This is a genomic window from Stenotrophomonas sp. 05N37 (genome assembly GCF_056397365.1).
On record NZ_JBFTNG010000005.1, the window covers coordinates 254,733 to 278,289 of the forward strand.

Annotated in this window: 20 protein-coding genes; 6 read left to right on the plus strand and 14 right to left on the minus strand. The window is 67.5% G+C overall.

Annotated features, from left to right (window positions below; all coding sequences use genetic code 11):
- Nucleotide 1 precedes the first annotated feature (1 nt).
- Together speA and AC1DGC_RS15445 are read left to right on the plus strand one after the other, a co-directional pair.
- The gene (gene speA, locus AC1DGC_RS15440) at nucleotides 2-1,891 is read left to right on the plus strand and encodes an arginine decarboxylase (RefSeq protein WP_449335449.1); all 1,890 of its coding nucleotides are present in this window, start codon (nucleotides 2-4) and stop codon (nucleotides 1,889-1,891) included.
- A 187-nt stretch (nucleotides 1,892-2,078) separates the two neighbouring features.
- Complete coding sequence (locus tag AC1DGC_RS15445) at nucleotides 2,079-2,402, plus strand: DUF6122 family protein (protein WP_259208822.1); 324 nt, start codon at nucleotides 2,079-2,081, stop codon at nucleotides 2,400-2,402.
- A 271-nt stretch (nucleotides 2,403-2,673) separates the two neighbouring features.
- On the opposite strand, the gene AC1DGC_RS15450 is transcribed toward AC1DGC_RS15445, so the two are convergent.
- Genes AC1DGC_RS15450 through AC1DGC_RS15460 form a run of 3 tightly spaced genes read right to left on the minus strand, consistent with a single transcriptional unit; the run spans nucleotide 2,674 to nucleotide 4,960 of the window.
- The gene (locus AC1DGC_RS15450) at nucleotides 2,674-3,999 is read right to left on the minus strand and encodes a sensor histidine kinase (protein ID WP_478048293.1); all 1,326 of its coding nucleotides are present in this window, start codon (nucleotides 3,997-3,999) and stop codon (nucleotides 2,674-2,676) included.
- On the minus strand, nucleotides 3,996-4,658 hold the full coding sequence (locus AC1DGC_RS15455) for a response regulator transcription factor (protein ID WP_449335447.1): 663 nt from the start codon (nucleotides 4,656-4,658) through the stop codon (nucleotides 3,996-3,998). Before AC1DGC_RS15455 ends, AC1DGC_RS15450 begins: the two co-directional genes overlap by 4 nt.
- Nucleotides 4,658-4,960 (minus strand): PepSY domain-containing protein, encoded by a 303-nt coding sequence (locus AC1DGC_RS15460; RefSeq protein WP_478048294.1) that lies wholly within the window; start codon nucleotides 4,958-4,960, stop codon nucleotides 4,658-4,660. The genes AC1DGC_RS15455 and AC1DGC_RS15460 overlap by 1 nt, the downstream gene beginning before the upstream one ends.
- A gap of 139 nt (nucleotides 4,961-5,099) precedes the next feature.
- Between AC1DGC_RS15460 and AC1DGC_RS15465 the strand changes: the two genes are divergently transcribed.
- The gene (locus AC1DGC_RS15465) at nucleotides 5,100-5,534 is read left to right on the plus strand and encodes a PepSY domain-containing protein (protein ID WP_478048295.1); all 435 of its coding nucleotides are present in this window, start codon (nucleotides 5,100-5,102) and stop codon (nucleotides 5,532-5,534) included.
- A 74-nt stretch (nucleotides 5,535-5,608) separates the two neighbouring features.
- On the opposite strand, the gene AC1DGC_RS15470 is transcribed toward AC1DGC_RS15465, so the two are convergent.
- The 4 genes from AC1DGC_RS15470 to AC1DGC_RS15485 form a co-directional block, all read right to left on the minus strand.
- Nucleotides 5,609-6,115, minus strand: coding sequence for a hypothetical protein (locus AC1DGC_RS15470; RefSeq protein ID WP_259208833.1), 507 nt, complete (start codon nucleotides 6,113-6,115; stop codon nucleotides 5,609-5,611).
- 105 nt (nucleotides 6,116-6,220) lie between these two features.
- Nucleotides 6,221-7,432 (minus strand): NAD(P)/FAD-dependent oxidoreductase, encoded by a 1,212-nt coding sequence (locus AC1DGC_RS15475; protein WP_394164766.1) that lies wholly within the window; start codon nucleotides 7,430-7,432, stop codon nucleotides 6,221-6,223.
- A 3-nt stretch (nucleotides 7,433-7,435) separates the two neighbouring features.
- Complete coding sequence (locus AC1DGC_RS15480; RefSeq protein WP_449335444.1) at nucleotides 7,436-7,930, minus strand: lipocalin family protein; 495 nt, start codon at nucleotides 7,928-7,930, stop codon at nucleotides 7,436-7,438.
- A 153-nt stretch (nucleotides 7,931-8,083) separates the two neighbouring features.
- The gene (locus AC1DGC_RS15485) at nucleotides 8,084-8,902 is read right to left on the minus strand and encodes an HlyD family secretion protein (RefSeq protein WP_394164768.1); all 819 of its coding nucleotides are present in this window, start codon (nucleotides 8,900-8,902) and stop codon (nucleotides 8,084-8,086) included.
- 1,389 nt (nucleotides 8,903-10,291) lie between these two features.
- Here AC1DGC_RS15485 and AC1DGC_RS15490 point away from each other — a divergent pair.
- Complete coding sequence (locus tag AC1DGC_RS15490; protein ID WP_259208975.1) at nucleotides 10,292-12,691, plus strand: DUF3772 domain-containing protein; 2,400 nt, start codon at nucleotides 10,292-10,294, stop codon at nucleotides 12,689-12,691.
- Between the two features lie 72 nt (nucleotides 12,692-12,763).
- Here AC1DGC_RS15490 and AC1DGC_RS15495 read toward each other — a convergent pair whose 3' ends face one another.
- Nucleotides 12,764-14,866, minus strand: coding sequence for a phosphoglycerol transferase I (locus tag AC1DGC_RS15495; RefSeq protein ID WP_394164770.1), 2,103 nt, complete (start codon nucleotides 14,864-14,866; stop codon nucleotides 12,764-12,766).
- Nucleotides 14,867-15,131: 265 nt separating this feature from the next.
- Entirely contained in the window at nucleotides 15,132-16,772 is a 1,641-nt protein-coding gene (locus AC1DGC_RS15500) for an ABC1 kinase family protein (protein WP_259208976.1), read from the minus strand.
- Nucleotides 16,773-16,953: 181 nt separating this feature from the next.
- Here AC1DGC_RS15500 and AC1DGC_RS15505 point away from each other — a divergent pair, with 181 nt between their 5' ends.
- On the plus strand, nucleotides 16,954-17,892 hold the full coding sequence (locus tag AC1DGC_RS15505; protein WP_259208977.1) for a DUF808 domain-containing protein: 939 nt from the start codon (nucleotides 16,954-16,956) through the stop codon (nucleotides 17,890-17,892).
- An 87-nt stretch (nucleotides 17,893-17,979) separates the two neighbouring features.
- Here AC1DGC_RS15505 and AC1DGC_RS15510 read toward each other — a convergent pair whose 3' ends face one another.
- Genes AC1DGC_RS15510 through AC1DGC_RS15520 form a run of 3 tightly spaced genes read right to left on the minus strand, consistent with a single transcriptional unit; the run spans nucleotide 17,980 to nucleotide 20,782 of the window.
- Nucleotides 17,980-18,642 (minus strand): hypothetical protein, encoded by a 663-nt coding sequence (locus AC1DGC_RS15510; protein WP_478048296.1) that lies wholly within the window; start codon nucleotides 18,640-18,642, stop codon nucleotides 17,980-17,982.
- A 10-nt stretch (nucleotides 18,643-18,652) separates the two neighbouring features.
- Nucleotides 18,653-19,171 carry an RNA polymerase sigma factor gene (locus AC1DGC_RS15515; protein WP_478048297.1) on the minus strand — a complete coding sequence of 173 codons (519 nt, stop codon included), beginning with the start codon at nucleotides 19,169-19,171 and terminating at the stop codon, nucleotides 18,653-18,655.
- A 48-nt stretch (nucleotides 19,172-19,219) separates the two neighbouring features.
- The gene (locus tag AC1DGC_RS15520) at nucleotides 19,220-20,782 is read right to left on the minus strand and encodes a GGDEF domain-containing protein (protein WP_259208848.1); all 1,563 of its coding nucleotides are present in this window, start codon (nucleotides 20,780-20,782) and stop codon (nucleotides 19,220-19,222) included.
- Nucleotides 20,783-20,932: 150 nt separating this feature from the next.
- On the opposite strand from AC1DGC_RS15520, the gene AC1DGC_RS15525 reads away from it, so the two are divergent.
- Nucleotides 20,933-21,565, plus strand: a complete 633-nt coding sequence (locus AC1DGC_RS15525) for an NAD(P)H-binding protein (protein WP_394164773.1) — start codon at nucleotides 20,933-20,935, stop codon at nucleotides 21,563-21,565.
- Nucleotides 21,566-21,812: 247 nt separating this feature from the next.
- On the opposite strand, the gene AC1DGC_RS15530 is transcribed toward AC1DGC_RS15525, so the two are convergent.
- Entirely contained in the window at nucleotides 21,813-23,207 is a 1,395-nt protein-coding gene (locus tag AC1DGC_RS15530) for a dihydrolipoamide acetyltransferase family protein (protein ID WP_478048298.1), read from the minus strand.
- The gene (locus tag AC1DGC_RS15535; protein WP_259208857.1) at nucleotides 23,204-23,557 is read right to left on the minus strand and encodes an SH3 domain-containing protein; all 354 of its coding nucleotides are present in this window, start codon (nucleotides 23,555-23,557) and stop codon (nucleotides 23,204-23,206) included. Before AC1DGC_RS15535 ends, AC1DGC_RS15530 begins: the two co-directional genes overlap by 4 nt.

Genomic DNA, 23,557 nt, shown 5'->3' on the forward strand with positions numbered 1-23,557 from the left:
AATGACCGATTGGTCCCTCGACCAAGCCCGCAAGACCTACTCGATTCCGCATTGGGCGGATGGCTACTTCGACGTGGATCAGGCAGGACACATGGTGGTGAGACCGACTGGCCAGGACGGCCCGGTGGTGTCCTTGCCGACGATTGTCGACGCCGCACGCGCGGCCGGCGCCAAGCTGCCGCTGCTGGTGCGCTTCCCGGACATCCTGGGCCAGCGCCTGGGCAAGCTGCAGGCCGCGTTCGCCCAGGCGCAGACCGACTGGGACTATCCGGGCGGCTACACGGCCGTGTACCCGATCAAGGTCAACCAGCACCGCGGCGTGGCCGGCACCCTGGCCAGCCACCACGGCGAGGGCTTCGGCCTGGAAGCGGGCAGCAAGCCCGAGCTGATGGCCGTGCTGGCGCTGTCGCGCCCGGGCGGGCTGATCGTCTGCAACGGCTACAAGGATCGCGAGTACATCCGCCTGGCCCTGATCGGCCGCAAGCTGGGCCTGCAGACCTTCATCGTGATCGAGAAGCCCTCCGAGCTGAAGCTGGTGCTGGAGGAATCCAAGGCGCTGGACGTCAAGCCGGGCCTGGGCGTGCGCATGCGCCTGGCCTCGCTGGGCGCGGGCAAGTGGCAGAACAGCGGCGGCGACAAGGCCAAGTTCGGCCTCTCGCCGCGCCAGCTGCTGGACCTGTGGAAGTCGCTGCGCGACACCGAGTACGCCGACTGCCTGAGCCTGCTGCATTTCCACATGGGCTCGCAGATCTCCAACGTGCGCGACATCGCCAACGGCATGCGCGAAGCCACCCGCTACTTCGTGGAGCTCTCGCGCCTGGGCGCGAAGATCACCCACGTGGACGTGGGCGGCGGCCTGGGCGTGGATTACGAAGGCACCCGGTCGCGCAGTTTCTGCTCGATCAACTACGGCCTGAACTCCTACGCCAGCAACATCGTGCAGCCGCTGGCCAATGCCTGCGAAGAGCACGGCCTGACCCCGCCGCGGATCGTGACCGAGTGTGGCCGCGCGATGACCGCGCACCACGCGGTGCTGATCGCCAACGTGTCCGAGGTAGAGGAAGCGCAGGAAGGCCGCGTGCCGGACCAGCACGATGACGAGCCGGCCGCGATCCGCCACCTGCGCGAGATCCACGCCGAGCTGGACGAGCGCCCGGCGGTGGAGCTGTTCCAGGAGGCGCAGCACTTCCATGCCGAAGGCCTGTCCAGCTACGCGCTGGGCCAGATCGACCTGCCGCAGCGTGCGCGCATCGACGACCTGTTCTACGCCATCGCCCATGCCGTGCGTGCGCGCCTGAGCTACGACGAGAAGAGCCATCGCCCGGCGCTGGACGAGTTGAACGAGCGCCTGGTCGACAAGTACTTCGTCAACTTCAGCGTGTTCGAATCGATCCCGGATGCGTGGGCGATCGACCAGGTGTTCCCGATCGTGCCGATCGAGCGCCTGGACGAGCAGCCGCAGCGGCGCGGCATCATCGCCGACATGACCTGCGATTCGGACGGCATGGTCAAGACCTACGTCGAGAACGAGAGCCTGGATACCTCGCTGCCGCTGCATGCGCTGAAGTCCGGTGAGAGCTATCGCATCGGGTTCTTCATGGTGGGGGCCTACCAGGAAATCCTGGGCGACATCCACAACCTGTTCGGCGACACCGACGCGGTGGAAGTGGTGGCCGACGCCGATGGTTACGCGATCACCCAGCAGCGCCGCGGCGATACCACCGATGTGATGCTGGACTACGTGGGCTACAGCCTGGCCGACCTTCGCGCGAGCTACGCCGAGCGCGTGGCCGCCGCCGATCTGTCGCCGGCGCGTGCGCAGGAACTGTCCGACGCGCTGGAAGCGGGGCTGACCGGGTACACGTACCTGTCCGACGAGCCGCTGGCGTGAGGGGCGGGCAGGTGACGAAGGCGACGGCGGGTGCCGTTGCCGACGTTGCCTGCCGTGTTGCGGGGGAAGCGGCTTGGAAGGGCGGGTATCCCGTGTGGCCTGACGTGTGGCTGGGCGTGGCACATAGGGCGGTGCCGGGCATGGCTCGGCACTACCGGGCGGTTGTTCTTCGGCATTGCTCGTCGGCATGAGCGCGCGGGCGGTGTTCCATCTCGTGTTGCATGCAGCGGTGCCGGCGTTGCTGGCCTGGATGTTCTGGCGCAAGCGGTTCCTGTCGGCCTGGGCGCTGCTGCTGCTGGGCTGGATCATCGACCTGGACCACCTGCTGGCCGATCCGATCTACGCGCCCAACCGCTGCAGCATCGGCTTCCATCCGTTGCATACGGCGCCGGCGATCGCCGTGTATGCCGGGCTGTGCGTGCCGAAGAAGACGCGGTTGTTCGGCATCGGGCTGATCGTGCACATCGTGCTCGATGCGCTGGATTGCTGGTGGATGCACCACGCCCGGTAGAGCCGACCGTTGGTCGGCTGCCATTGGCTCCCCGTAGAGCCGACCGTCGGTCGGCTGCCGTTGGCTCCCCGTAGAGCCGACCGTTGGTCGGCTGCCGTTGGCTCCCCGTAGAGCCGACCGTTGGTCGGCTGCCGTTGGCGAAAAACCAGACACGCTGTGCGTGCCAGCCGACCAACGGTCGGCTCTACCGGACGTTTGTCATCCTGTCGGCAACGTCAAGTCGCTCGCAGGCGGCGGTAGCCGACCAACGGTCGGCTCTACGGGGCCTTTATCATCCTGCCGGCAACGTCAACGTCGCACGCAGTCCCGGTTCGGCATTGGCCAGCACCAACGTGCCGCCATGGCTCTCGGCGATGTCCGCCACGATCGCCAGACCCAATCCGCTGCCGGCCGCGCGCTGGTCCAGGCGCACGCCGCGTTCGAGCACGCGCTGCAGGTCGGCATCCGGCAGGCCGGGGCCATCGTCCTGCACCTCGATGCGCAAGGTGGCGTCGATATGGCGAACACGGATCGACACGCGGTGGGCGGCCCACTTGCCCGCGTTGTCCAGCAGATTGCCGAGCATCTCCTCCAGGTCTTCGCGCGCGCCGGCGAACAGCCCCTGCGCATCCGGGTCCTGGGCGAAGACCAGGCCGCGCTCGTTGTGCACCCGCTGCATGAGCGTGCATAGCGCATCGATCACCGGGGCGACGGCGGTGCGCTGTTGGCTGTCGGCGCCGATGCCGGCGGCCAGGTAGCGCTCGATGCTGGCCTGCATCCGCGCGGTCTCGCTGCGCAGGGTCTGGCGCCAGTCGCTGCCATCGCCGTCGGCCTCGGTGACCAGCACGGTCAGCGGCGTCTTCAGGGCATGCGCGAGGTCTTCGGCGCTGCGTCGGGCGCGCACCACCATGCGCTGGTGGTGATCGAGCAGGTCGTTGAGCTGCGCGGCCAGCGGGGCCACTTCCTTGACCAGGCCCTGCTGCGGGAAGCGCACGTTCTCGCCGTTGCGGACCTGGCCGGCGATGCGGCCAAGCTCGGCCAGCGGGCGCAGGCCGTAGTGTACCTGGGTCACCAGCACCGCGAACCACAAGGCGATCAGCACCGCCAGGGCGAGCGCGGTGCGCTGGCGGAAGGCGCTGACCTGCGCGTCCAGGTCGCTGCGGTCGGTGGCCACCACCACCCGCAAGGGCGTCGGCACGCGCGGCAGGGTGACCTGCTGGACCAGCGCGCGCAGCGGCGTATCCAGTGGGCCGCGCGTGTCATAGCCCTGCGCGGGCCCGGTGTGCAGCGCCGCGGGCAGCTGCAGGGTTTCGTCCCACAGCGAACGCGACTGGCCGAGCGGCCGGCCGTGGGCGTCCTGTACCTGCCAGTAGGCACCGGAGAACACACGCTGGTAGCGCTCGTCGAACAGGTCGCGGCGCAACTGCAGGCGGCCCTGCGCATCGCTCTCGGCCAGGGCGAGCACGGCGATCAGCTCGTTGCCCAGGCGCTGGTCCATCGCGGTGCGCGCCGAGCGCTCGTACATCGCCCCCAGCCACCAGGTGGCCAGCGCCGACACCAGCACCAGGCCCACGCCACCGGCCAGCAGCAGGCGGGTACGCAGCGAACTGGTGTTCATGGCTGGGCCGACAGGCGGAAGCCCTGCCCGCGATGGGTGTGGATGAGCTCGCTGCCGAGCTTGCGGCGGATCCGCCCGATCAGCACGTCCAGCGTGTTGGAGTCCGGGTCGAAGCCGGCGTCGTAGACGTGCTCGCCCAGCCGCGAGCGGCTGATCACCACGTCCGGGTGGTGCATGAAGTAGCTCAGGATGCGGTATTCCTGCGGGCTCAGGTGCAGTGGCTCGCCATCCAGTTCCACACGCGCGGCGTTGACGTCCAGCAGCAGCGGGCCGCACTGCAGGCGCGGGCTGGCGTGGCCGGCGCTGCGCCGGATCAGTGCGCGCAGGCGCAGCAGCAGCTCTTCGGGCTGGAACGGTTTGGTCAGGTAGTCGTCGGCGCCGGCATCGAAGCCGGCCAGCTTGTCGTGCCAGCGGGCGCGCGCGGTGAGCACCAGCACCGGAAAGCCGCGCCCGGCCTGGCGCCAGCGCTCGATCACGCTCAGGCCGTCCAGCCCGGGCAGGCCGAGGTCGACCACCGCCGCGGCGATGTCCTCGATCTGCCCCAACTCTTCGGCAAGGCGGCCTTCGGCGGCGTGCAGCACCAGGTAGCCGGCCTCTTCGAGCAGCTGCTGCAGGCGGCTGGCCAGCAGCGCGTCGTCTTCGGCGAGCAGGATGCGCATCAATCTTCTTCCATCTTCAGCAGGCGGCCGGTGGCTGCATCGTAATCCAGCTCCATCACCACGCCGTTGGGGCCGAGGATTTCGATCTCGTACTTGCCATCCTCCAGCTCCACCTCCACCAGCTTGCCGGGGTAGCGCCGCAACGCGTCGGCGACCACTTGCTGCAGTGGCACCCACCGGCCCTGGCGCACCGCCTGGCGCACGGCCTCCTGCTGCCGGCTGCCGCCTTCCTGCGCGTGCACGGGTGCCTGTGGCGTAAGCGCCAGCAGCAGAGGCAGCAGCAGGGTGGGGGCGATGGGCATGCGCGACGGGCTCATGGGGGATGCCAACGGTATACGCCGGTTGCTTAAACAGTGGCTAACAACCGGGCTCATGGTCCGCTTAAGCGCGCTTGCCAGACTGGCGACGCCGGGAACGACCGGCCCTCTTTGGAGCCCCCTGATGAACAAGCTGATCCTGACCGCCACCCTGGCCACCACGCTGCTGGCCGCCCCCGCCTTCGCCGCCGAACTCGGCGCTGCCCAGGTGCAGGCCAAGCTGCACGCCGCCGGCTACACCCAGGTGCTCGAACTGGAGCGCGACGACGGCCTGTGGGAAGCCGATGTCCGCCGCGCCGACGGCAGCGTCGAAGACGTGATCATCGATCCGGCCAGCGGCGAGATCTTCGACCCGCGCAGCGACCGCGCCCTGCTGGATGCCGGGCAGGTGCTGGCCCTGGCCGAGAAGGCCGGCTTCCGCCAGATCGAGTCGTTCGAGCGCGATGGTGCGACCTGGACGCTGGAAGCCCGCAACGCGCGCAACCAGCGCGTGGACGTGCGCATGAGCGGCCATGACGGCCGGGTGCTGTCGAGCAAGCGGGACGGCTGGTGGGACTGAGCGCGCCCGACCCGGCGCGCGGAAACGACAACGGCCGGTAGACCGGCCGTTGCGGGATGCACCGCGGGTGCGGGTTACCAGCCGCCGCGCGGCGGATAATCCCAATAACCCGGGCCCGGGCCGTAGCCATACCCACCATACCCGCCATACGGACCATAGAAGCCAGGGCCCTTGCCCTCGCTGACCCGGATGTTGAGGTTCATGTTGTGGGTCTTGCCCTCGTCGGTGGTGTAGTTCTTGTTGAGGTTGATCTCGGCGGCGTTGTAGTGCGAGTTGCCGCCTTCCTTGGAATAGCCGATGCCGGTGGTGAGGCTGCCGTTGACCCGCAGCTTGTCGTCGGTGACCTCGGCGATGCCGTTGGCGGCGCCGCGATCGCTCAGGCGGCGGCCGCTCTTGTCGCCATAGAAGGTGCCGGGCGGGTCGCCGCGCAGCGAGGCATCGCCGAGGTACTGCATGGGCGCCTGCGGCAGGGCCAGGTTGAGGTCGGTGGCCGACTGCGGGCCGGTCGCGCCGGCCGCGGACTGGGCCAGGGCGACGCCGGGGGCAAGCAGGCACAGCAGCAGCGATAGCGAGCGGATCATGTGGGGCTCCGGAACGGGCTGGCGGCAGGCAGTGCGGCCGACAGCGCTGACGCTAGCACCGGCCGCTTGAACGATGCCTGTCATGGCACCGACCCTGGGGGAACTTTACTCCAGCCGTCCGAACCCGAACAGCGCCGCCAGCGGATGCCGGCGGCGTTCGATCTGGGCGCGCAACAAGCCCGCGCCGATCATGGAGTAGGTGATGCCGTTGCCGCCGTAGGCCATCGCGAACAGGACCCGCGGCCCCCACTGCGGGTGCGCGCCGAAGAACGGCAGGCCGTCCTTGGTCTCGGCGAACGTGCCGGCCCAGGAGAAGGCAGGCTGCAGCGGCAGGTGCGGGAACAATTTGGCCACCTGCTTGAGCAGGGTGCCGGCCTTGGCCTGGACGCGGCGGTCGCGCCGGGCCGGGATGTCGATCGCATCGTCCTCGCCGCCCACCAGCAGGCGATGGTCGCCGGTGGCGCGCAGGTACAGGTACGGCCGGGCCGACTCCCACAGCATGGTCTGCGCCAGCGGGCCCAACTGGTCGGGATCGATCGGATCGGTGATGAAGGCATAGCTGCTGCGGTTGCGCGCCACCGACGGCTTGAGCCAGTGCTGGCTGGCATACCCGGCGGCCATGACCACATGCCGGCAGTGGATCTGTACGCCCTCGGGCGTGCGCGCGGTGACCCCACGGCTGGTGGGGGTGAGGGTATCGAGCACGGTGCGGTCGTACACGCCGCAGCCGCGCTTCTGCAGTCGCATCAGCAGCCGATAGGCCAGCCGGTACGGGTCCACGCGCGCGGCAAGTGCGCTGAGGATCGCGCCGGGTGCGCGGATGCCGAACGCGTCCTGCACCTCGTCGGCCTCCAGCCAGCGCACGTCGAACCCATGCCGCTGGCGCAGCAGGAATTCCTCATGCAGCACGGCATGGTGGCCGCGCTTGCTGGCGTAGTACAGGCTCTGCATGCGCTGGCAGTCCACGCCGGAGAAGGCCCCGGCGACCGCGCGCAGCGCCGGGATCGCATCGGCGCAGGCCTGGTAGGCCATCACCGCGGCGTTCTCGCCGTACTGCCGGGCAAGGTCGATCATGTGGGTATCGATCTCGTACTGCAGCAGCGCGGTGCTGGCCGCCGTGCTGCCCCAGCCGACGTCGCGCTGCTCGATCACCGCCACGTCGTGGCCATGGGCGCACAGCTCGTTGGCGATCAAGGCGCCGCTGATCCCGCCACCGACCACCAGCACCTCGCAGTGGAGGTCCTGCTGCAGGGGCGGAAAGGCGTGCATCAGGCCGTTGCGTATGGCCCAGAACGGATACCCGCTTTTCAGGTCCATGGGTCAGGCCGTGGGCCGGCCGGTATGCGGCGTGTGGATGAGCGGGGTCAGGTCGAACCCCTGCTGGCGCGCCTGGGCCAGGTAGTGCTCCTGCACGGTCGCATCCAGCGTCGGCGTGCGCGAGAGCAGCCAGAGGAACTTGCGGTCCGGGCTGCCGACCAGCGCGACGCTGTAGTCCGGGGCGACCTGGATCACCCAGTAGTCGCCCTTGGTGAAGGGAATCCAGCGCAGCCCGCGCGGCAGGAAGCTGACTTCCAGGCGCGCGCTGTCGTTGTCGACCGCGCAGGCCTCGCCTTCGGCTTCCTCGATCTCGTCACCCAGCCGGCAGCGGTTGAGCACGGCCACGTGGCCGTTTTCCTTCAGGCTGTAATGCGCCGACACATCGGTGCAGTCCTCCGGCTCGTGTTTCATCGGCAGGCGGGCGATCTCGTACCACGTGCCCAGATAGCGCGGCAGCTTGAGATCGGGGACGGTTTTGAGGTCGGCGTGGGTGTTCATCGAAGGCGCGCGGTGGAAGAGGTCCCAACCATGCCGGGGCCCCTGCCACGGGCGGGTGAAGCCGGGGCGATGGCGGTGTCGAGAACGCCCGGCAGGCTCAAGAAGGCCGAAACCAGCGCCGCCATACCGGTGGTCGCGGGATACAAGTGCGGATTAGCCTCCGCCCGTGCGCCCAGTTACTGAGTACAGTGGCTCGAGCACCCACTCGAACAAGCGTCGACGCTCTCCCATGACATCCGCCTCCAGCCGCATCCCCGGCAAAAGAGCCTCCGGGTGCCCGTAGGCCTGTACGCTTTGCTGATGAAGTGACACCAGAACCCGATACATGGGCTCACTGTTAGCGCCGGCACTATTCGGGAGCGGGGTGGCACTGCGAGATACTCGAAGCACTTTGCCCTCGTGGCTACCAAATTTTTGATACGGATATGCTTGGTAGCGCAGCAGCACGCGGTCGCCCGGTTTGACGAAGCCGATTGCAGCGCTTGGAACCATTAGTTGTGCGTGAAGTGATGAGCCAAGCGGAAGAATGCTCAGAATCGGCTGGTTTGGTTGTACCGCTTGTCCGACCTCAACGAATCGATGGGCGACCAATCCGGCAACTGGCGCGCGGAGCAGAACTTCCCCGTCGGCCTCCATCCTTACCGCCTCCTGGTTGAGTACAGCCAATTCACGGTCGGAGGATGCGCCGGCTGCTTTCAGTTGCAGTGGCAGCTCTTTAAGCGTTTGCTCCAATTGGGATAGATTTCTGCGCAGACTGATTGACTGACGCTGCAAAGATTGTTGAGCAATCAAGAGGTCAAGAACCGCCTGCTCCTGTTGACTGACTTGAACCAAGCTGACGTAGCGCTGATCAGCAACCTGGTGGTAGCGCCGCACCACCTCGCGGCCGATACGAACCTGCTCTGTTCGGCTCTGTATCTCCTCCTCAATGTGGGCCAGCTCTCTACGCAGAGCTCGACGTTGATCTTCCAATCCTGATAGCAAGGTCGTGTCAGGTGCGGCTACCTGATAGATATAGCACTCTGCTGGCACGCCTCTAAAGTTGCTTTAACCATATTGGAGTGCAGTAGGGGCCCCTCCGCGGATGTGCGATCATTTAAAAAAATTGCGCGCTAGGCGTGTTGCGTACAGCCATTGATCCGTCCAGTGTGATCGATGCACTTGTTATAGGCCGATTGAGTCAAGCAGGGCCTCAAATAGGTCGGCGATCTCGCCCCATTGGCTCCATAGGAACCAGAACGCGATGATCGCGAGGGTGGGCCAGAATGTGCGTTTTCTAATTCTGATCGTGTAGTGGTCATTGCGATTGTCTGGGTTCTGATTGTTTTCTTCCATCTGTCTACTCGCTGCTGAGTCAAAGGGTGTCGGGGCTTGGCCCCGACACCCTGATGGATCGGATGCTGGCTCTTAGACGATTACGTCTCTGGAGGAGTCATCTGACGTGGCATAGTCTTTCATTGACTCCCATGCCGATTTGAGTCCGTCGCCAATCATTTTTCGCCAGTTATACGTTTCTCCATCTCCTCCGGAGACTAGGGTGGTTTCCATCTGGTCTAGTTCTTTCATCTGGAAATTCTGCTCAGTCCGGCTTCATGTAATCTGTTCCATTGAAGCCATCTAGTACTCCGCCAACGAAATCCCTGATTTCGTTCCTTTCGTAGTAGACAAATGCAAGTACAGCGACGTATGGGAGTACGCCTCCCGACACTTCATTCGCCTCTTCCACGGTTAGTTCATTCTTTCAAATTCCTTCTTTTATCGAATGTTGCTACTCCATAGATCCCATCAACTTGTTGCTGTGGGGCTGGCGCGTTGCCGTCAAGCGTCGCGCTCAATCGTGTCTATCAGCGGAATTTTTATTTGGTCAAGCGAACGTGGCGGGCGTTGCTCTGTCGCAAATGGCCATGCATGGTTGAATGGGCACAGATATCGGGCCGTCGCGTGGAAATTTCTGGAGATCTCAGGTCTGTACTTCTATGCGTAGCGGTGACGTAAATGGGCGTATCGATCGACCAGGTGCGCAATATTGAGCATGCTCAGGCGAGTTGGGGAAATATCGGAGTTCCTGGGCGTCATGCTGGCGGCTATCTATAAATTGATTGCGATAGCTGGTACAGATTGCCATCCAGAAGCGCACTCCTGGTAAATTTAAATCGTCTCGATATGTTTCCCGGTAGGTGCGGATGGTTGAAGCTTGCTGATCGTCACGGGCAGGGATGATTGTCCTCGGTTATCCACACTCTCTTTGAACATCACCCGGTTTATAGTTCGCGCAGGCGCGGTGGTCCGCGCGAACCCCGTGGTGTGCCGGCTTTGTCTTCCCGTCTTTTTCCCTCCTTCCTGCGGCCGCTGGCCGGATTGATGGTGTATGCCTGGCTGGGCATGGCACCGGTCGCGCTTGCCCAAGGCGACGATGCGGTCGATGCGGACCCGATCGCGCAGCTGGCGCAGGCCGGCAAGGACCTCAAGCAGATCCAGGCGTCGCTGGACGATGCCGATACCCGCGACACGCTCAAGACGCTGTCCGACCGCGCACTGGCGGTGCAGCGCGATGCCGATGCCGCACGCAACGCATTGCAGCCGCAACTGGATCAGATGGACGCACGCGTGGCGCAACTCGGCGATGTGCCCGAGGGCACCGTCGAGGCGCGCGACATCGCGTTGCAGCGCAAGACCCTGAACCAGCAGCGCAGCGACATCGCCTCGGCGATCGCGCGGGCCAAGCTGCTGGCCGGCGATGCCAGGCAGCTGGGCGCGGACATCGAGAAGATGCGGGTCAGCCAGTTCAGCGAAGAACTGGCGCGCAAGGTCAATTCGCCGCTGTCGCCGTCGCTGTGGCGGCAGTTCGCCACCCATGTGCCGGCCGACCTCGGGCGGCTGGCATCGCTGTACCGCCAGGGTGAAACCACGGCGCGCAAGGCGATCGCCGAGCACGGCTGGGCGGCGCCATTGACCGGGCTGGCGCTGGCCCTGCTGATGTTCTTCCCGCTGCGGCTGTGGCTGCGTGCGGCCGGGCGCCGCTATGCGGCCTCCGAACGCGCGCCGGACGGGCGCCTGCGCCGTTCCGGGCTGGCGGTGTGGCTGCTGGCGGTGGGCACGCTGCTGCCCGGCTTCGCGGCGGTCGTGCTGGTGGCCTCGCTGGAGAACATCGGCGCGATCCCGCCGCGGCTGGAACAGCTGGCCCTGCACTTCCAGGTGGCCACCTTCGTGGCGGCCTTCATCACTGCGCTGAGCGCCTGCCTGCTGGTACCCAAGCGCCCGTCGTGGCGCTTGCTCAGCCTGGATGACAGCGCGGCCTGGCGCCTGCGCAAGTACGCCTGGGGCGCCGCCGGGCTGACCTTCCTCAGCATCCTGCTGGTGGAGATCAACCGCGCTTCGCGCACCAGCGAGATCACCACGGTGGCGGTGGACGGGCTGATCGCGATCACCTACATGGCGCTGATCATTGCCATCCTGGTCTCGCTGGCGCGCCTGCACCGGCGCCAGGCCGACGAGGCCCAGGCCAAGCTGGACGCGCAGGCCGATGCCGGCGCCAAGCAACCCAAGGCCCCGGTGCGCAGGAGTGGCTGGATCGTGCTGGCACGCCTGGCCGGCCACATCGTGGTGGCCGCGGCGGTGATCGCCACGCTGCTGGGCTACCTCAACCTGGCGCTGTTCGTGGCCCAGCAGCTGGTGTGGGGCGCGGTGGTGCTGCTGGCGGCGTCGCTGCTGCTCAAGTTCGCCGACGATCTGTCGTTGTGGGTGCTGTCGCCCACCAGCCGGGTGGGGCAGAGCATCGTGCTGACCACCGGGCTCAACGACGCCAAGGTGGAGCAAGCCGGCGTTCTGCTGTCGGCGGTGCTACGCATCGGCGTGATCCTGCTGGCGGTGCTGGCGTTGACCGCGCCGTTCGGCAACCTCAACGCGTTCTTCGGCGCGATGGACTCGCTGTCCAACGGGCTGACCATCGGCACCACCACACTCCGGCCCAGCAGCGTGGTGTACGCCGTGCTGGCCTTCCTGGTGGTGTGGGCGGTGATGCAGGCCTTCCAGAACTGGCTGACCAACACCTACCTGCCCAAGACCGACCTGGACGCTGGCGCGCGCAACTCGATCAGCACCGTGACCCGCTATCTGGGCATCATCGCAGCCGTGTTGTGGGGCCTGACAGCGCTGGGCATCGGCTTCGAGAAGCTGGCGCTGGTGGTGAGCGCGCTGTCGGTGGGCATTGGTTTCGGCCTGCAGGCGATCACCCAGAACTTCGTCTCCGGCCTGATCCTGCTGGCCGAGCGGCCGGTCAAGATCGGCGACTGGGTCAAGCTGGGTGACCAGGAAGGTGACATCAAGCGGATCAGCGTGCGCTCCACCGAGATCCAGGTGGGCGACAAGTCCACGCTGATCGTGCCCAACTCCGAACTGATCACCAAGACCATCCGCAACATGACGATGGGCAATGCGCAGGGCCGCATCCAGATCCAGTTCTCGGTGCCGCTGAGTACCGACGTGGCCTCGGTGCGGCAGATCCTGCTGGACAGCTACGCCGAGCATGTGGCGGTGCTGGCCGAACCGGCGCCGTCGGTGTTCATCGACTCGATCGCCAACGGCCAGATCGCGATCAACAGCTTCGCCTACGTCTCCGGCCCGCGCGCGGTGTACGGCGTACGCAGCGACCTGTACTTCACCATGCTGCAGAAGTTCGCCGCCGCCGGCATCGCGTTGTCTTCGCCGACCGACATCCACCTCGTCCGCGATCCCACCGCGCCGCCGCAACCGGAGGCGTAAGCGGTCGACCGGCCATCGGTCGCGACCGCACGCGCGGGGTGCCGGCCGCTGGCCGGCACTCGCGCCGCACGATCAGCCGCGGTTGCCGCGGCGCGAGGGGACCAGGGCGACGTTGTCCACCGCCAGCTTCTCGGCGTGGTTCAACCACGCACGGATCTCCAGGTCGTCCACTTCATGGTCCAGGCCGAACGGCACGCTGATGCGGCCTTCGGCATCCGGCTGCACCCACTGCTGGGCCACCACGACCTTGCGTTGCGAGGACACCGCCTCGATCCAGAAGCCACGGTCCGGCGACTGCTTGGCCACGAACTGCAGCATGTACTGGCCGGCACGGGTGCGGCGGCCCTTCTGGGTGATCATGTGCGCCTGGCGGATGCTCGGGCGCGGGCCGCTGAACGGCTCCAGCGGGCCATCCACCGCAAAGCCGTCGCGCAGGGCGTCGTCGCGGTACAGCTTGATGCCCTTGTCGCGGTTGACCAGCATCGCGCACCAGTCACCGTCGGCCGAGCCGTCCTCGAACGCCGTGCAGCGGTCCACGTAGGCCAGGGTGTTGGCCGGGTCGGCCAGGTCGAACTGCTTGGAGGTGTTTTCCAGGTACACCGACTTCAGGTCGAACTGCTTGTCGTACTCCAGCAGCACCGGCGGCTGCACGTGCTGCAGGCCGATCACCACCTGGTTGTCGTCGTCGATGCGTAGCTGGCGGGTCTTGTCGCCCAGCCACAGCGAGCGTGAGAAGGCCAGGTAGCGCGGATAGTCCTTGCCGTTGTCGCGCAGCGCGGCCGCGCTGGCACTGTCGGTGCGCTTGGGGTCCAGCAGCGAGCGACCGAAGCCGATGGCGTTGATGTCCGGCTGGATCAGGCTCAGCAGGGTGGCACCGGAATCCAGCGTGGAGCCGGCGGTGGTGGCCAACTGGCGCGGTGCGATGTCCTTGCCCAGGAACAGCAGCAGGTTCTCGCGCTTCTGCTTGGCCAGGATGTGGCTGAGATCATTGGGCATGGCCAGGTGGTCGGAGGCGATCACGATCAGCGTGTCGTCGCCGTACGGGCTGGCCTGGATGCGGTCGACCAGCTTGGAGATCAGCCCATCGGTGCACTTGAGCGCGTTGAGCATGCCGATGTTGCCGTACTCGCTCTGGTAGCGGGTGCGCTTGCACGCCGAGGGCAGGTGCCCGGCCGGGTGGTGGGTGTCCATGGTCAGCGTGGTCAGCATGAACGGCTGGCCTTGTTTGGAGAGCTGCACGAAGCGGTCGTAGGCCTTGTCCAGCAGCACGTCGTCGTGCACGCCCCACGGCGAGAAGTGCGAGCGTGCCACCTTCTGCTGCTTGAACCAGGCCAGGTCGTCGACCGCATCGAAGCCGTGCGTGGCGAGGAACTGGCCCTTGCCGGCGAACTGCCCGTTGGCGCCGCCCATGTAGTGGTTGGTATAGCCCTGCTGCTTGAGATAGTCGCCCAGGCAGACCGCCTCAGGCAGGAAACTGCCCATGCGGCCCATGCTGTTCTCGTCGTCCTTGGCGGTGGTCAGCGGCACGCCGCACATGGACGACACCAGCCCGGCGATAGTCCAGCCGCCGCCCTCGGCCGACACCAGGCCGCGCACATCCAGCGCCTGGCCGGCGAGGCGGTTGAGGTTGGGCATCAGGTCCGGGAAGGTGGACGCATCCAGGTAGGTGCGCTCCAGGCTCTCGCCGTAGATCCACACGATGTTGCGCGGCTTGGCCAGCGCCTGTTGCGGCACGCGGTATTCCGGCGCGATGACGCTGTAATCGACCGGACGGGTCTGCTGGTACAGCCGCTGCCCGTCGCTGTACAGCGGGCTCACCAGCACTGCCACCAGCCACATCGCGATGAACCCGCCGAACACCGCCTTGCCGTGTTCGATGCGGCGCCAGCGCTGCACGCGAACAAGCGCCAGCGGCAGCAGCGAGACCAGCAGCAGCGCGATGTAGGCGGCGATGTAGCCCTTGAAGTCGGCGACGCCGGCCCCTTCCATGTCCGCGCCGAGGTGGTACAGCGTGGCGGCGTTGAGGCCATCGCCGGACAGCTTGTTGATCAACCACCACGAACTCAGCAGCACCAGCAGCAGCGACATCAGGCTGGCCTTCCACCATATCCACTTGCGCGAGGCGAGCAGCAACCCGGTGAGCAGCAACAGAGACAGCAGCAGGATCCAGAGCATCGGCGGTATCGGTAGCGAAGGACAGTTGGTGATGGACGCCATGACGACGTATTTCCCATCCGACCGGCTGTCCAACCACACCTGCATGACAAGCCGATGACCCGATCATGCATGCACGAACCTGACTGAAATGTTTGTTTGGCGACACCGCCGATGCGTTACAACACACCGTGTTTCAAGGTGTAAAACGAGCGTGAAGGAAGACCCGCGTTCTTGCAGCGCAGCAGCGGCAATCGATGCAGGAGGTGAATGCGCGCGCTGCGCGTCAGCGGTGCCCGCGCTCTTCCTTCGAACGTGCGCGACGATCGAAGATCAAGGCGCTCAGCACGATGCCGAGGCCAAGGAAGACCCCGATGAACATCAGCATGAAGGCAATGGCTGGATAACCGAACAGGTGCCAGCCTGTCTCCACCTTCATCATCATCGCCGCGGCGAGAATGAGCGCCGCGGTGACGATGCCGGCAGACACGCGGTTGGCGATCTTCTGCAGGTTCTCCATCAACCGCGATTCTTCGAGCCCGGTCACCTTCATCTGCAGGCGGTTCTCGGCCAGCAGCGCGAGGATGTCGGACATCTTGCGCGGGCCTTCGCGCAGCAGCTGTTGCATCTCCATCGCCTCGCTGGCCAGGTTGGCCGCCGACAACGATTTCTTCAGCCGCGCACGCATCACGTGCTGCAGCTGTTTCTCCACGATACGACGGGTATCCAGGTCCGGCGACAGCAGCCGGCACACGGTTTCCAGGTTGAGCAGGGCCTTGCCGAGCAGGCTCAGCTCCGGCGGCGTGCGCAGGCCACTGGCGGTGGCGATGCGGACCAGGTCGAGCACCACGCGGCCTTCGGAGTAGCTGGTGTTGGCGGCGTAACGGGCGATCATCTGCCCGGTTTCGCGCAGGTAGCGCTCCTCGTCGAAGGATTCCAGCCGCGTGCTGATGCCGATGATCTCATCGGCCACTTCCTCGCCGCGCCCGTCCACCGCGGCGAACAGCAGCTTGAGCAGGCGCTCGCGCAGCCGCGGCGGCATGTGCGCGACCATGCCCAGGTCGAAGATCGCCAGGCGCCCCTCCGGGGTGACCCGCAGGTTGCCCGGGTGCGGGTCGGCATGGATCTCGCCGTGCACGAAGATCTGGTCGACATAGCCGCGGATCAGCGCCGCCGCCAGGGGTGCCATCGGCTGCTCGGTGCGGCGCACGTCGGGGATCATGTCCACGCGCACGCCGTGGGCCAGCTCCATGGTCAGCACGCGGTGGCTGCAGTAGTCCCAGATCGGCTGCGGCACCCACAGCGGCTTGAACGGCTTGAGGTGCTGGCCGAAGCGCTGCAGGTTCTCGGCCTCGGCCTGGTAGTCCAGCTCCTGCATCAGGGTCTTGGCGAACTCGTTGAGCCAGTCGCGCAGGCGCACGCGACGGCCGACCTGGGTGAGGTGGTCGGCGGCCAGCGCGAAGCTGCGCAGCACCTCCAGGTCCGAGCGCAGCTGGGCGGCCACCTCCGGTTTCTGCACCTTGACCGCCACCTCGCGGCCGTCATGCAGCTGGGCGCGGTGCACCTGGGCGATCGACGCGCAGCCCAGCGGCACCGGGTCGAAGCTGGCGAACAGCTTGGAGACCGGTGCCCCCAGTTCCTGTTCGATGATGGTGGAGATGCGCTCGACCGGGATCGGCGCGACCTTCTCCTGCATCCGCTCCAGCGCCGTGGCGAACTCCACCGGCACCATGTCCGGGCGGGTGGAGAGCATCTGGCCGAGCTTGACGAAGGTGGGGCCCAGCGATTCCAGGTCGGTGACGAACTGCTCCGGGTTGCCCTCCGGCGGCAGGTCCTGCATCGCCCGCGCATCCAGGTTCATACCCGAAAACACCCCCGAATGGCGGTACCGCAGCAGCAGGCGCAGGATCTGGCTGCGGCGGTTCATGCCCTTGACCAGCGACGGCGTACCGGGGGCGACAGGCGTGGTATTCAAGCAGGGCTCCAGCAAAGGGATCACCGGCAGTGTCGCCGGGAGGGGGTGGTGGGCCGGTGAATCCGCCGGCCGCTACCGCCCCATACCCCGGATCGGGCAGAATCCACGCTCCCGCTTGATCTATTGGATTGCCATGGCCGGTGCCAGCCTGTTTGCGTTGCTCGATGACATTGCCGCGCTGTTGGACGATGTGTCGGTCCTGACCAAGGTCGCGGCCAAGAAGACCGCCGGCGTGCTCGGCGACGACCTGGCGCTGAACGCGCAGCAGGTGACCGGGGTCAACGCCAACCGCGAACTGCCGGTGGTCTGGGCGGTGGCCAAGGGCTCGCTGGTCAACAAGGCGATCCTGGTGCCGGCCGCGCTGGCGATCAGCGCGCTGGAGGCCTGGCTGCGCGGCAAGGGCTACCCGGTGCCGATCGTGGTGCCGCTGATGATGATCGGCGGCGCGTTCCTCTGCTACGAAGGCGTGGAGAAGCTGGCGCACCGCTTCCTGCATTCGCAGGAAGAAGATGCCCAGCAGAAGGCCGCGCGGCTCAAGGCGCTGGCCGATGAAAAGGTGGACATGGTCGCGTGGGAGAAGGACAAGGTGAAGGGCGCGGTGCGTACCGACTTCATCCTCTCGGCCGAGATCATCGTGCTGTCACTCGGCGTGGTGTCCGCGTCGCCGTTCCTCAACCAGGTCACCGCGCTGGTGATCATCGCCCTGGCGATGACGGTGTTCGTGTACGGCCTGGTGGCCGGTATCGTGAAGCTGGACGACGTCGGCCTGTACCTGTCGCGCAAGGGTGCGGCGCTGGCGGCGATCGGCCGTGGGCTGCTGGTGACCGCGCCGTGGCTGATGAAATTCCTGTCGGTGGCCGGCACGGCGGCGATGTTCCTGGTGGGTGGCGGCATCCTGGTGCACAACGTGCCGGCCCTGCACCACCTGGTGCTGGAACTTGGTGGCGAAGGCCGTTGGGGCTGGCTGGTCAACGCGGTGGGCAACATGCTGGTCGGCGTGGTCGCCGGCGCGATCGTGCTGGCCGCGGTGACCGGCATCCAGAAGCTGCGCGGCAAGCAAGCCGCGCATTGAGGGTGGCGGCGCCGCGCCTGGCGCGGCGGCGCTGGCCGTCGTGGCGCGCCGCCGTTGCGCGGTGACGCTATCCACACGCGCGGCGGGTCAGCCGGCCTTCCAGGCCCGCACTGCATCCAGTTCCGCACGCGCGCGGGCCAGGCGACGACCGGACAAGGCGTCGAGGGCGCGCTGCAGGCGTGGCGACTGCGGAGCGCGCCGATGCCAGCGCCGCGCCAGGACCAGCAGGGCGGTCATCAGCGCCGCTCCGGCCACCAGCGAGATCAGCAACCAGCGCGTGGCAAACACCGACAGGTCCACGCCCCACGCCTGCCAGGCCACCAGCACCGGCACCGCCAGCCACAGCCAGCACCAGGGCAGGCCGAGCAGCAGTTCGCCGGCGGCGGTCTGCAGGCGCAACGCCGCCAGATTCCGCGACTGGTCCAGCACCGGCTGGTCGGCATGCAGCTGCCGGCGCAGGTGCAAGCGTGCCGCGCTGGCGATGATCACCGCCACGCAGTAGGCATGCAGGGCCATCGCGCTGAGCATGACCGCCAGCGGTGGCCGCGGCCACCAGATGCTGCCGCAGTAGATCGCCAGCGCCAGCCAGAACAGCAACCGCATCACCTGCATCGCCCCGAAAGCGGACAACTGGCGCTGCGCGGCGTGCTGGCGGTGGCGGCGCCACGCCTCCAGCGCGGCGGCGTCCTCGCCATCGCCGCGGGTGGCGTGCTGCTGCCACATCTGCTTGAGCGGATCGGTGGTCTGCATCGGCATGTCCTCAGGGGGTGGGGTCGAAACGCGCGCGCAGCTGCTGGCGCAGCCGGTGCAGCCGGGTGGAGACGTTGGCGCTGCTGATGCCGAGGATGTCGGCGATCTGGCGGTGGTCGTAGTCGTCCAGGTGCAGCAGCATCAGCGCCCGGTCCAGCGGCGGCAGGGCGTGGATCGCCGCGTCCAGCTGGCGCAGGGCGTGCCGTTGTTCGGCCGGCGCGGCCCCATCGGCCGGCAACGCCTCCTCGTCCAGCGGCGCATGGTGGCGCTGGCGCAGCTGCTGGCGGCGCAGTTGCGAGATCGCCACGTTCAAGGCCACCCGGTACAGCCAGGTCGAAAAGCGTGCGCGGGCCGGGTTGAAGCCGTCGAACGCATCCCAGGCCTGCACGCTGATCTCCTGGATCAGGTCGAGCCGGTCTTCCTGGTGGGCGCAGTAGCCGCGCGCGATCTTCAGCACGATCCCGCGGTGCTGCTCGAGCAGGCGGGAGAACTGGGTGCGCGGGTCGGCGGCGGTGGTCTTCATGGGCATACCGGGATGATTCGCACCGCCGCTGCAGATATCACAGCGCAGCGACGATCATGGCGGCGCGTCCGCTGCCTGCACGCGGTTCTTGCCGACCCGCTTGGCCGCATACAGCGCCGCATCGGCACGCCGCAGCAGCGCATCGGCGCTTTCGCCCGGCAGCCACTGCGCCACGCCGGCGCTGAAATGCACCGGTACGCGCTGTTCGTCCAGCTGCAGCGGGCGCTGGGCCAGCGAGCGCTGCAGGCGCAACAGGGTGGACATGCTGTCCGCGCCGGGGGTTTCCGGCAGCAGCAGCACGAACTCGTCGCCGCCGAGGCGGGCGATCGCATCGGTGCTGCGCAGGTGCAGCTGGCACACCGCGACCAGGTGGCGCAGCACTGCGTCGCCGCCGGCATGGCCGTGCGCGGCATTGGTCTGGTGGAAGTCATCCAGGTCGATCAGGGCCAGCGCCAGCGGGTGTGCGTGGCGGCCGGCCCGGGCCAGCTCGCGTTCCACCAGCTCGTCGAACCCGCGCCGGTTCAGTGCGCCGGTCAGGGGATCGGTCCGGACCAGCCCGGAGACGTCGCGCAGTTCCTGCTCCAGCTCGGCGATGCGGGCCTCGGCCTGTTCCACGTCGCGGCGCGCATTGCCCAGGTGGTCACGCGCCTGCAGTGCCTGTTCCTGCACACGGGTGGTGTCCTGCAGCACGTCCTGCAGCAGCTGGTTGAGGTCGGCGATGCTGCGCGCTTCGCGCAGCGCCAACGCGTAGCTGCTGATCCGGTCGTGGTATTCGCCGGTGCTGACCGCCATCCCGTCGAGGCGTTCGATGAAGCCGCCCATCAGGTGCTTCATCGCCGCCTTGGACTCGCTGATGCCCTGCTTGAGCAGGCCCTGCTTGTAGATAACTTCACGCAGGTTGATCCGCGCCTGCTCGACCGACTCGCGGTCCAGCGGCCCGCCGATCAGTTCGCGCACCGCATGCACTTGGCCGTGCAGCCAGCTGCTGTCGTCGAGCAGCTCGCCGATGTTGTCCAGCAGCAGGTCGAACAGGCTCAACAGCAGCTCCTGCTGTTCCTGCCAGCCATCGCTGCGCACGCCGATCTGGTGGGTCAGCTCGCGCAGGCGCAGTTCCAGCGGCTGCAGCGGCTGGCCGGGGTGCCAATGGCGCAGCTCGGCGGCGATCTGCACCGGCTCGTCCTTCAGCTCGGGCATGTTCTGCAGCAGGCTGGCCACGGTCACCCCGAGGGTATGCCGCAGCAGCTCGCGCAGGCGCACGCTGTCGGGCTGGCCGTCGGGGCTGTCCTGCTCGATGGTGCGGATGTACTTGTCGATCAGCTGGCGCATGGCCCGGCCGTAGCTCACCCAGTCGGCGCTGCGCTGGGCCGACTGCAGGCGCAGGCCCATGTCGCCGAGTTCGCCGGGCAGGGTGGACATGCCATTGGCGAAGGCGGCCAGCAGCGGCTCGGGGCTGTCGATGCCGGCGAACAGGCGCTGCAGCATGGCGCTGGTGCCGCCCTTGGGGCCGGGCGCCTGCGCGCTCGCCGCATCGATCACGCGGGTATCGGCCTGGCGCCGCGACAGCAGCCGGCCCACGGCGGTGCCGGGGCTGGGAGGAGCGTCGTGCGGGTCGGTCATGCGGCAGGTCCTTGGCGGATGACCGGCGTCGGTCGCCGGGGCGGTAGGGAGGTTGGAACAGTATCGGCGCGGCGCAGGCAGGCTTGAACGCGCCCTCCCGCCACGGCCGGTATGCCACGATGGTAGGCAATCTGAAGGCAGGAGCGTGCGATGAAGGTGATGCTGGTAGGCGCGACCGGCCTGGTCGGCGGGCAGGTGCTGCAGCAGCTGCTCGACGATGCCCGCTGCGATGCGGTGGTGGCCCCGACCCGGCGGCCGCTGGCCGTGGCCGATCCGGTCCTGCTCAACCCGGTGGTGGACTTTGCCGCGCTGCCGGTGGACGCCGACTGGTGGGCGGTGGATGCGGTGGTCTGCGCGCTGGGCAGTACGATCAAGCAGGCCGGCAGCCGCGAGATGTTTGCCCGGATCGACCACGACTACCCCTTGCAGGTGGCCACCCTGGCCCAGGCGCACGGCGCGCAGGCGTTCGTGCTGAACTCGGCAATGGGCGCCAATGCGCAGTCGCGGATCTTCTACAACCAGGTCAAGGGCCGGCTGGAGCAGGACCTGCGCGGCCTGGGCTACCCGTCATTGACTCTGGTACGGCCGGGCCTGATCGGCGGCGAGCGCGCCGAGCGGCGCACGGGCGAACACCTGGCCGGCGTGGTACTGGGCGCGCTCGGCCCCGTGCTGCCGCGCGCCTGGCGGATCAATCCGGCCGGAAACATCACCGCGGCGATGCTGGAGGCGGCGTTGGAGCCGCGTCCGGGCGTGCAGGTGATCGATTCGGCGCAGTTGGCCTGATCCGCCCTCGCCGTTTTAGTTCCGCGCATTACCGGGCGACGGAGGGTCACGGGCGGTGGATGGGGATCCGACCCTGCCGTCGAAGCACCCCGCCGGGTGGTTGGATCCCATCGACCGCCGTTGTCGGTGATCGCTGCGGCCGCATCGCGAGAGCGCGGCCCATGGTCCGCAAACGACAACGGCCACCGTGCGGTGGCCGTTGTCGTCTTCCTCATTGCCTGCCGACCCGTGGTCGGCAGTTACCACATCAGCTGGCCAGCGCCAGGTCATCCATCATCGCGCGCAGGAAGCGCGCCGCTTCGCCGCCGGTGGCGGCGCGATGGTCGAAGGTGACCGACAGCGGGATGACCTTGTGCGCTTCCACGCCGCCCATCACCGGGGTCATCTGGTGGCGGGCGCGACCGGCACCGACGATGGCCACGCACGGCGGCACCACCACCGGGGTCGCGTAGCGGCCGGCGAACATGCCGAAGTTGGACAGCGAGATGGTGTAGCCACTCAGCTCGGAAGCGGCGATCGAGCGCGATTCCACCTGTTCGCGCAGGCGGTTCACGCCTTCGCGGATGCCGCGCGCGTCGAGCATGTCGGCATTGCGCAGGGCGGGCACGAACAGGCCATCGTCGGTGTCCACCGCGATGCCGATGTCCACCTGGTTGTGCAGCGTGCGGGTGAGCGCGTCGCCGTCGAACCAGGCATTCAAGGCGGGCACCTTCTGGCAGGCCACCACGATCGAGCGCACCAGGCGCGCGGTGACGTCATTGCCGGGCACCCAGGCGTGGATGTCGGCGTCGTCGTTCAGCGTGGTCGGTACGACCTTGCTGTGCGCGTCGGCCATGACCCGGGCCATGTTGCGGCGCACGCCCTTGAGCGGTTCCGGCTGGCCCTTGGCGACCACGCCCGGCGGCTGCGTGCGCATCGGGCGGCCGGCTGCCGACAGCGGCGTACGCGATTCGGACGGGCGGGTAGCCGCTGCCGGTGCGGCCACGGGTGCGGCAACGGCGGCCTGCGCGGGGGCGGCACCGATCTTCGCGCTGCCATCGGCGGCGGCCTGCTTGACGTCGGCCATGGTCACCGCGCCGTCGGCGCCGGTGGCACGCACGCGGCTGAGGTCCACGCCGAGCTTGCGCGCGGTGGCACGCACGGCCGGCACGGCCTTGACCCCGCCGACCGCAACCGCCTGCTCGGCGTGCACGGCGTTGGAGCTCTGCATCGCGCCGACCACGGTGCCGGCGTCATCGCGCTCGGCGGCGGGCTTGGCGATCTCGCCACCGTCATCGGAGGCGACCACCTTGTCCGGGTGCGCGGCCGCAGGTTGGCCGGTACTCGGGGTGGGGGCCGGGGCGGCGTGGCCGTGGCCGTGGCCGGTATCCTGGCCATCGGCGCGCTGCGGCAGGTTCGGGTCCAGTTCGAACTGGGCCAGCACGCTGCCGGTCGGGATGATGTCGCCCTCGCCACCGGCCAGCTTCAGCACCTTGCCCGAGAACGGGGAAGGCACTTCAACCACGGCCTTGGCGGTCTCCATGGAGACCAGCGGCGCATCCAGCTCGATCACGTCGCCGACCTTGACGAACCATTCCACGATGGTTGCATCGGGGAGGCCTTCGCCGAGGTCGGGCAGGTGGAAATTCTTGTTCTCACTCATGTGCAGTTCTCTTCCAGCAGTTCGAGATCGCGGGCCGGCAGCCAACCCGTCGCGCCGTTCGCGCGCTCGGACCACCACCAGCCACCGTGTTCATGATGCAGTTTGACCAGTTCACCGCTGTCCACGTCCAGTTCGCGGGCGTCATAGTCGCGCAGGGCTTCTGCGCGACCATCGTCCAGCAACTGCAACCACGCCACCGGTGCCCAGCCGGCACGCCCGTCATCGGTGCGTACCCAGGCAAACGCCGGCCATTCCTCGTCACGAACACCGAGTTCGACGATCTGGCCGGTGCGGAACCGGAGCGGGTTGGGGTACTGGCTGCGGTACGGGCCTAGGAGGCGGGCCCGCAC

What these genes read in the sequence shown, in the direction of transcription:
- AC1DGC_RS15480 (WP_449335444.1), bottom strand. Translation starts at nt 7,930, where the DNA reads ATGAACACCCACGCCGACCTCAAAACCGTCCCCGATCTCAAGCTGCCG.
- AC1DGC_RS15520 (WP_259208848.1), bottom strand. Translation starts at nt 20,782, where the DNA reads ATGACCGACCCGCACGACGCTCCTCCCAGCCCCGGCACCGCCGTGGGC.
- speA (WP_449335449.1), top strand. Translation starts at nt 2, where the DNA reads ATGACCGATTGGTCCCTCGACCAAGCCCGCAAGACCTACTCGATTCCG.
- AC1DGC_RS15470 (WP_259208833.1), bottom strand. Translation starts at nt 6,115, where the DNA reads ATGATCCGCTCGCTATCGCTGCTGCTGTGCCTGCTTGCCCCCGGCGTC.
- AC1DGC_RS15515 (WP_478048297.1), bottom strand. Translation starts at nt 19,171, where the DNA reads ATGCCCATGAAGACCACCGCCGCCGACCCGCGCACCCAGTTCTCCCGC.
- AC1DGC_RS15505 (WP_259208977.1), top strand. Translation starts at nt 16,954, where the DNA reads ATGGCCGGTGCCAGCCTGTTTGCGTTGCTCGATGACATTGCCGCGCTG.
- AC1DGC_RS15495 (WP_394164770.1), bottom strand. Translation starts at nt 14,866, where the DNA reads ATGCTCTGGATCCTGCTGCTGTCTCTGTTGCTGCTCACCGGGTTGCTG.
- AC1DGC_RS15475 (WP_394164766.1), bottom strand. Translation starts at nt 7,432, where the DNA reads ATGGACCTGAAAAGCGGGTATCCGTTCTGGGCCATACGCAACGGCCTG.
- AC1DGC_RS15500 (WP_259208976.1), bottom strand. Translation starts at nt 16,772, where the DNA reads ATGAACCGCCGCAGCCAGATCCTGCGCCTGCTGCTGCGGTACCGCCAT.
- AC1DGC_RS15530 (WP_478048298.1), bottom strand. Translation starts at nt 23,207, where the DNA reads ATGAGTGAGAACAAGAATTTCCACCTGCCCGACCTCGGCGAAGGCCTC.
- AC1DGC_RS15525 (WP_394164773.1), top strand. Translation starts at nt 20,933, where the DNA reads ATGAAGGTGATGCTGGTAGGCGCGACCGGCCTGGTCGGCGGGCAGGTG.
- AC1DGC_RS15465 (WP_478048295.1), top strand. Translation starts at nt 5,100, where the DNA reads ATGAACAAGCTGATCCTGACCGCCACCCTGGCCACCACGCTGCTGGCC.
- AC1DGC_RS15460 (WP_478048294.1), bottom strand. Translation starts at nt 4,960, where the DNA reads ATGCCCATCGCCCCCACCCTGCTGCTGCCTCTGCTGCTGGCGCTTACG.
- AC1DGC_RS15450 (WP_478048293.1), bottom strand. Translation starts at nt 3,999, where the DNA reads ATGAACACCAGTTCGCTGCGTACCCGCCTGCTGCTGGCCGGTGGCGTG.
- AC1DGC_RS15445 (WP_259208822.1), top strand. Translation starts at nt 2,079, where the DNA reads ATGAGCGCGCGGGCGGTGTTCCATCTCGTGTTGCATGCAGCGGTGCCG.
- AC1DGC_RS15455 (WP_449335447.1), bottom strand. Translation starts at nt 4,658, where the DNA reads ATGCGCATCCTGCTCGCCGAAGACGACGCGCTGCTGGCCAGCCGCCTG.
- AC1DGC_RS15510 (WP_478048296.1), bottom strand. Translation starts at nt 18,642, where the DNA reads ATGCAGACCACCGATCCGCTCAAGCAGATGTGGCAGCAGCACGCCACC.
- AC1DGC_RS15490 (WP_259208975.1), top strand. Translation starts at nt 10,292, where the DNA reads ATGGTGTATGCCTGGCTGGGCATGGCACCGGTCGCGCTTGCCCAAGGC.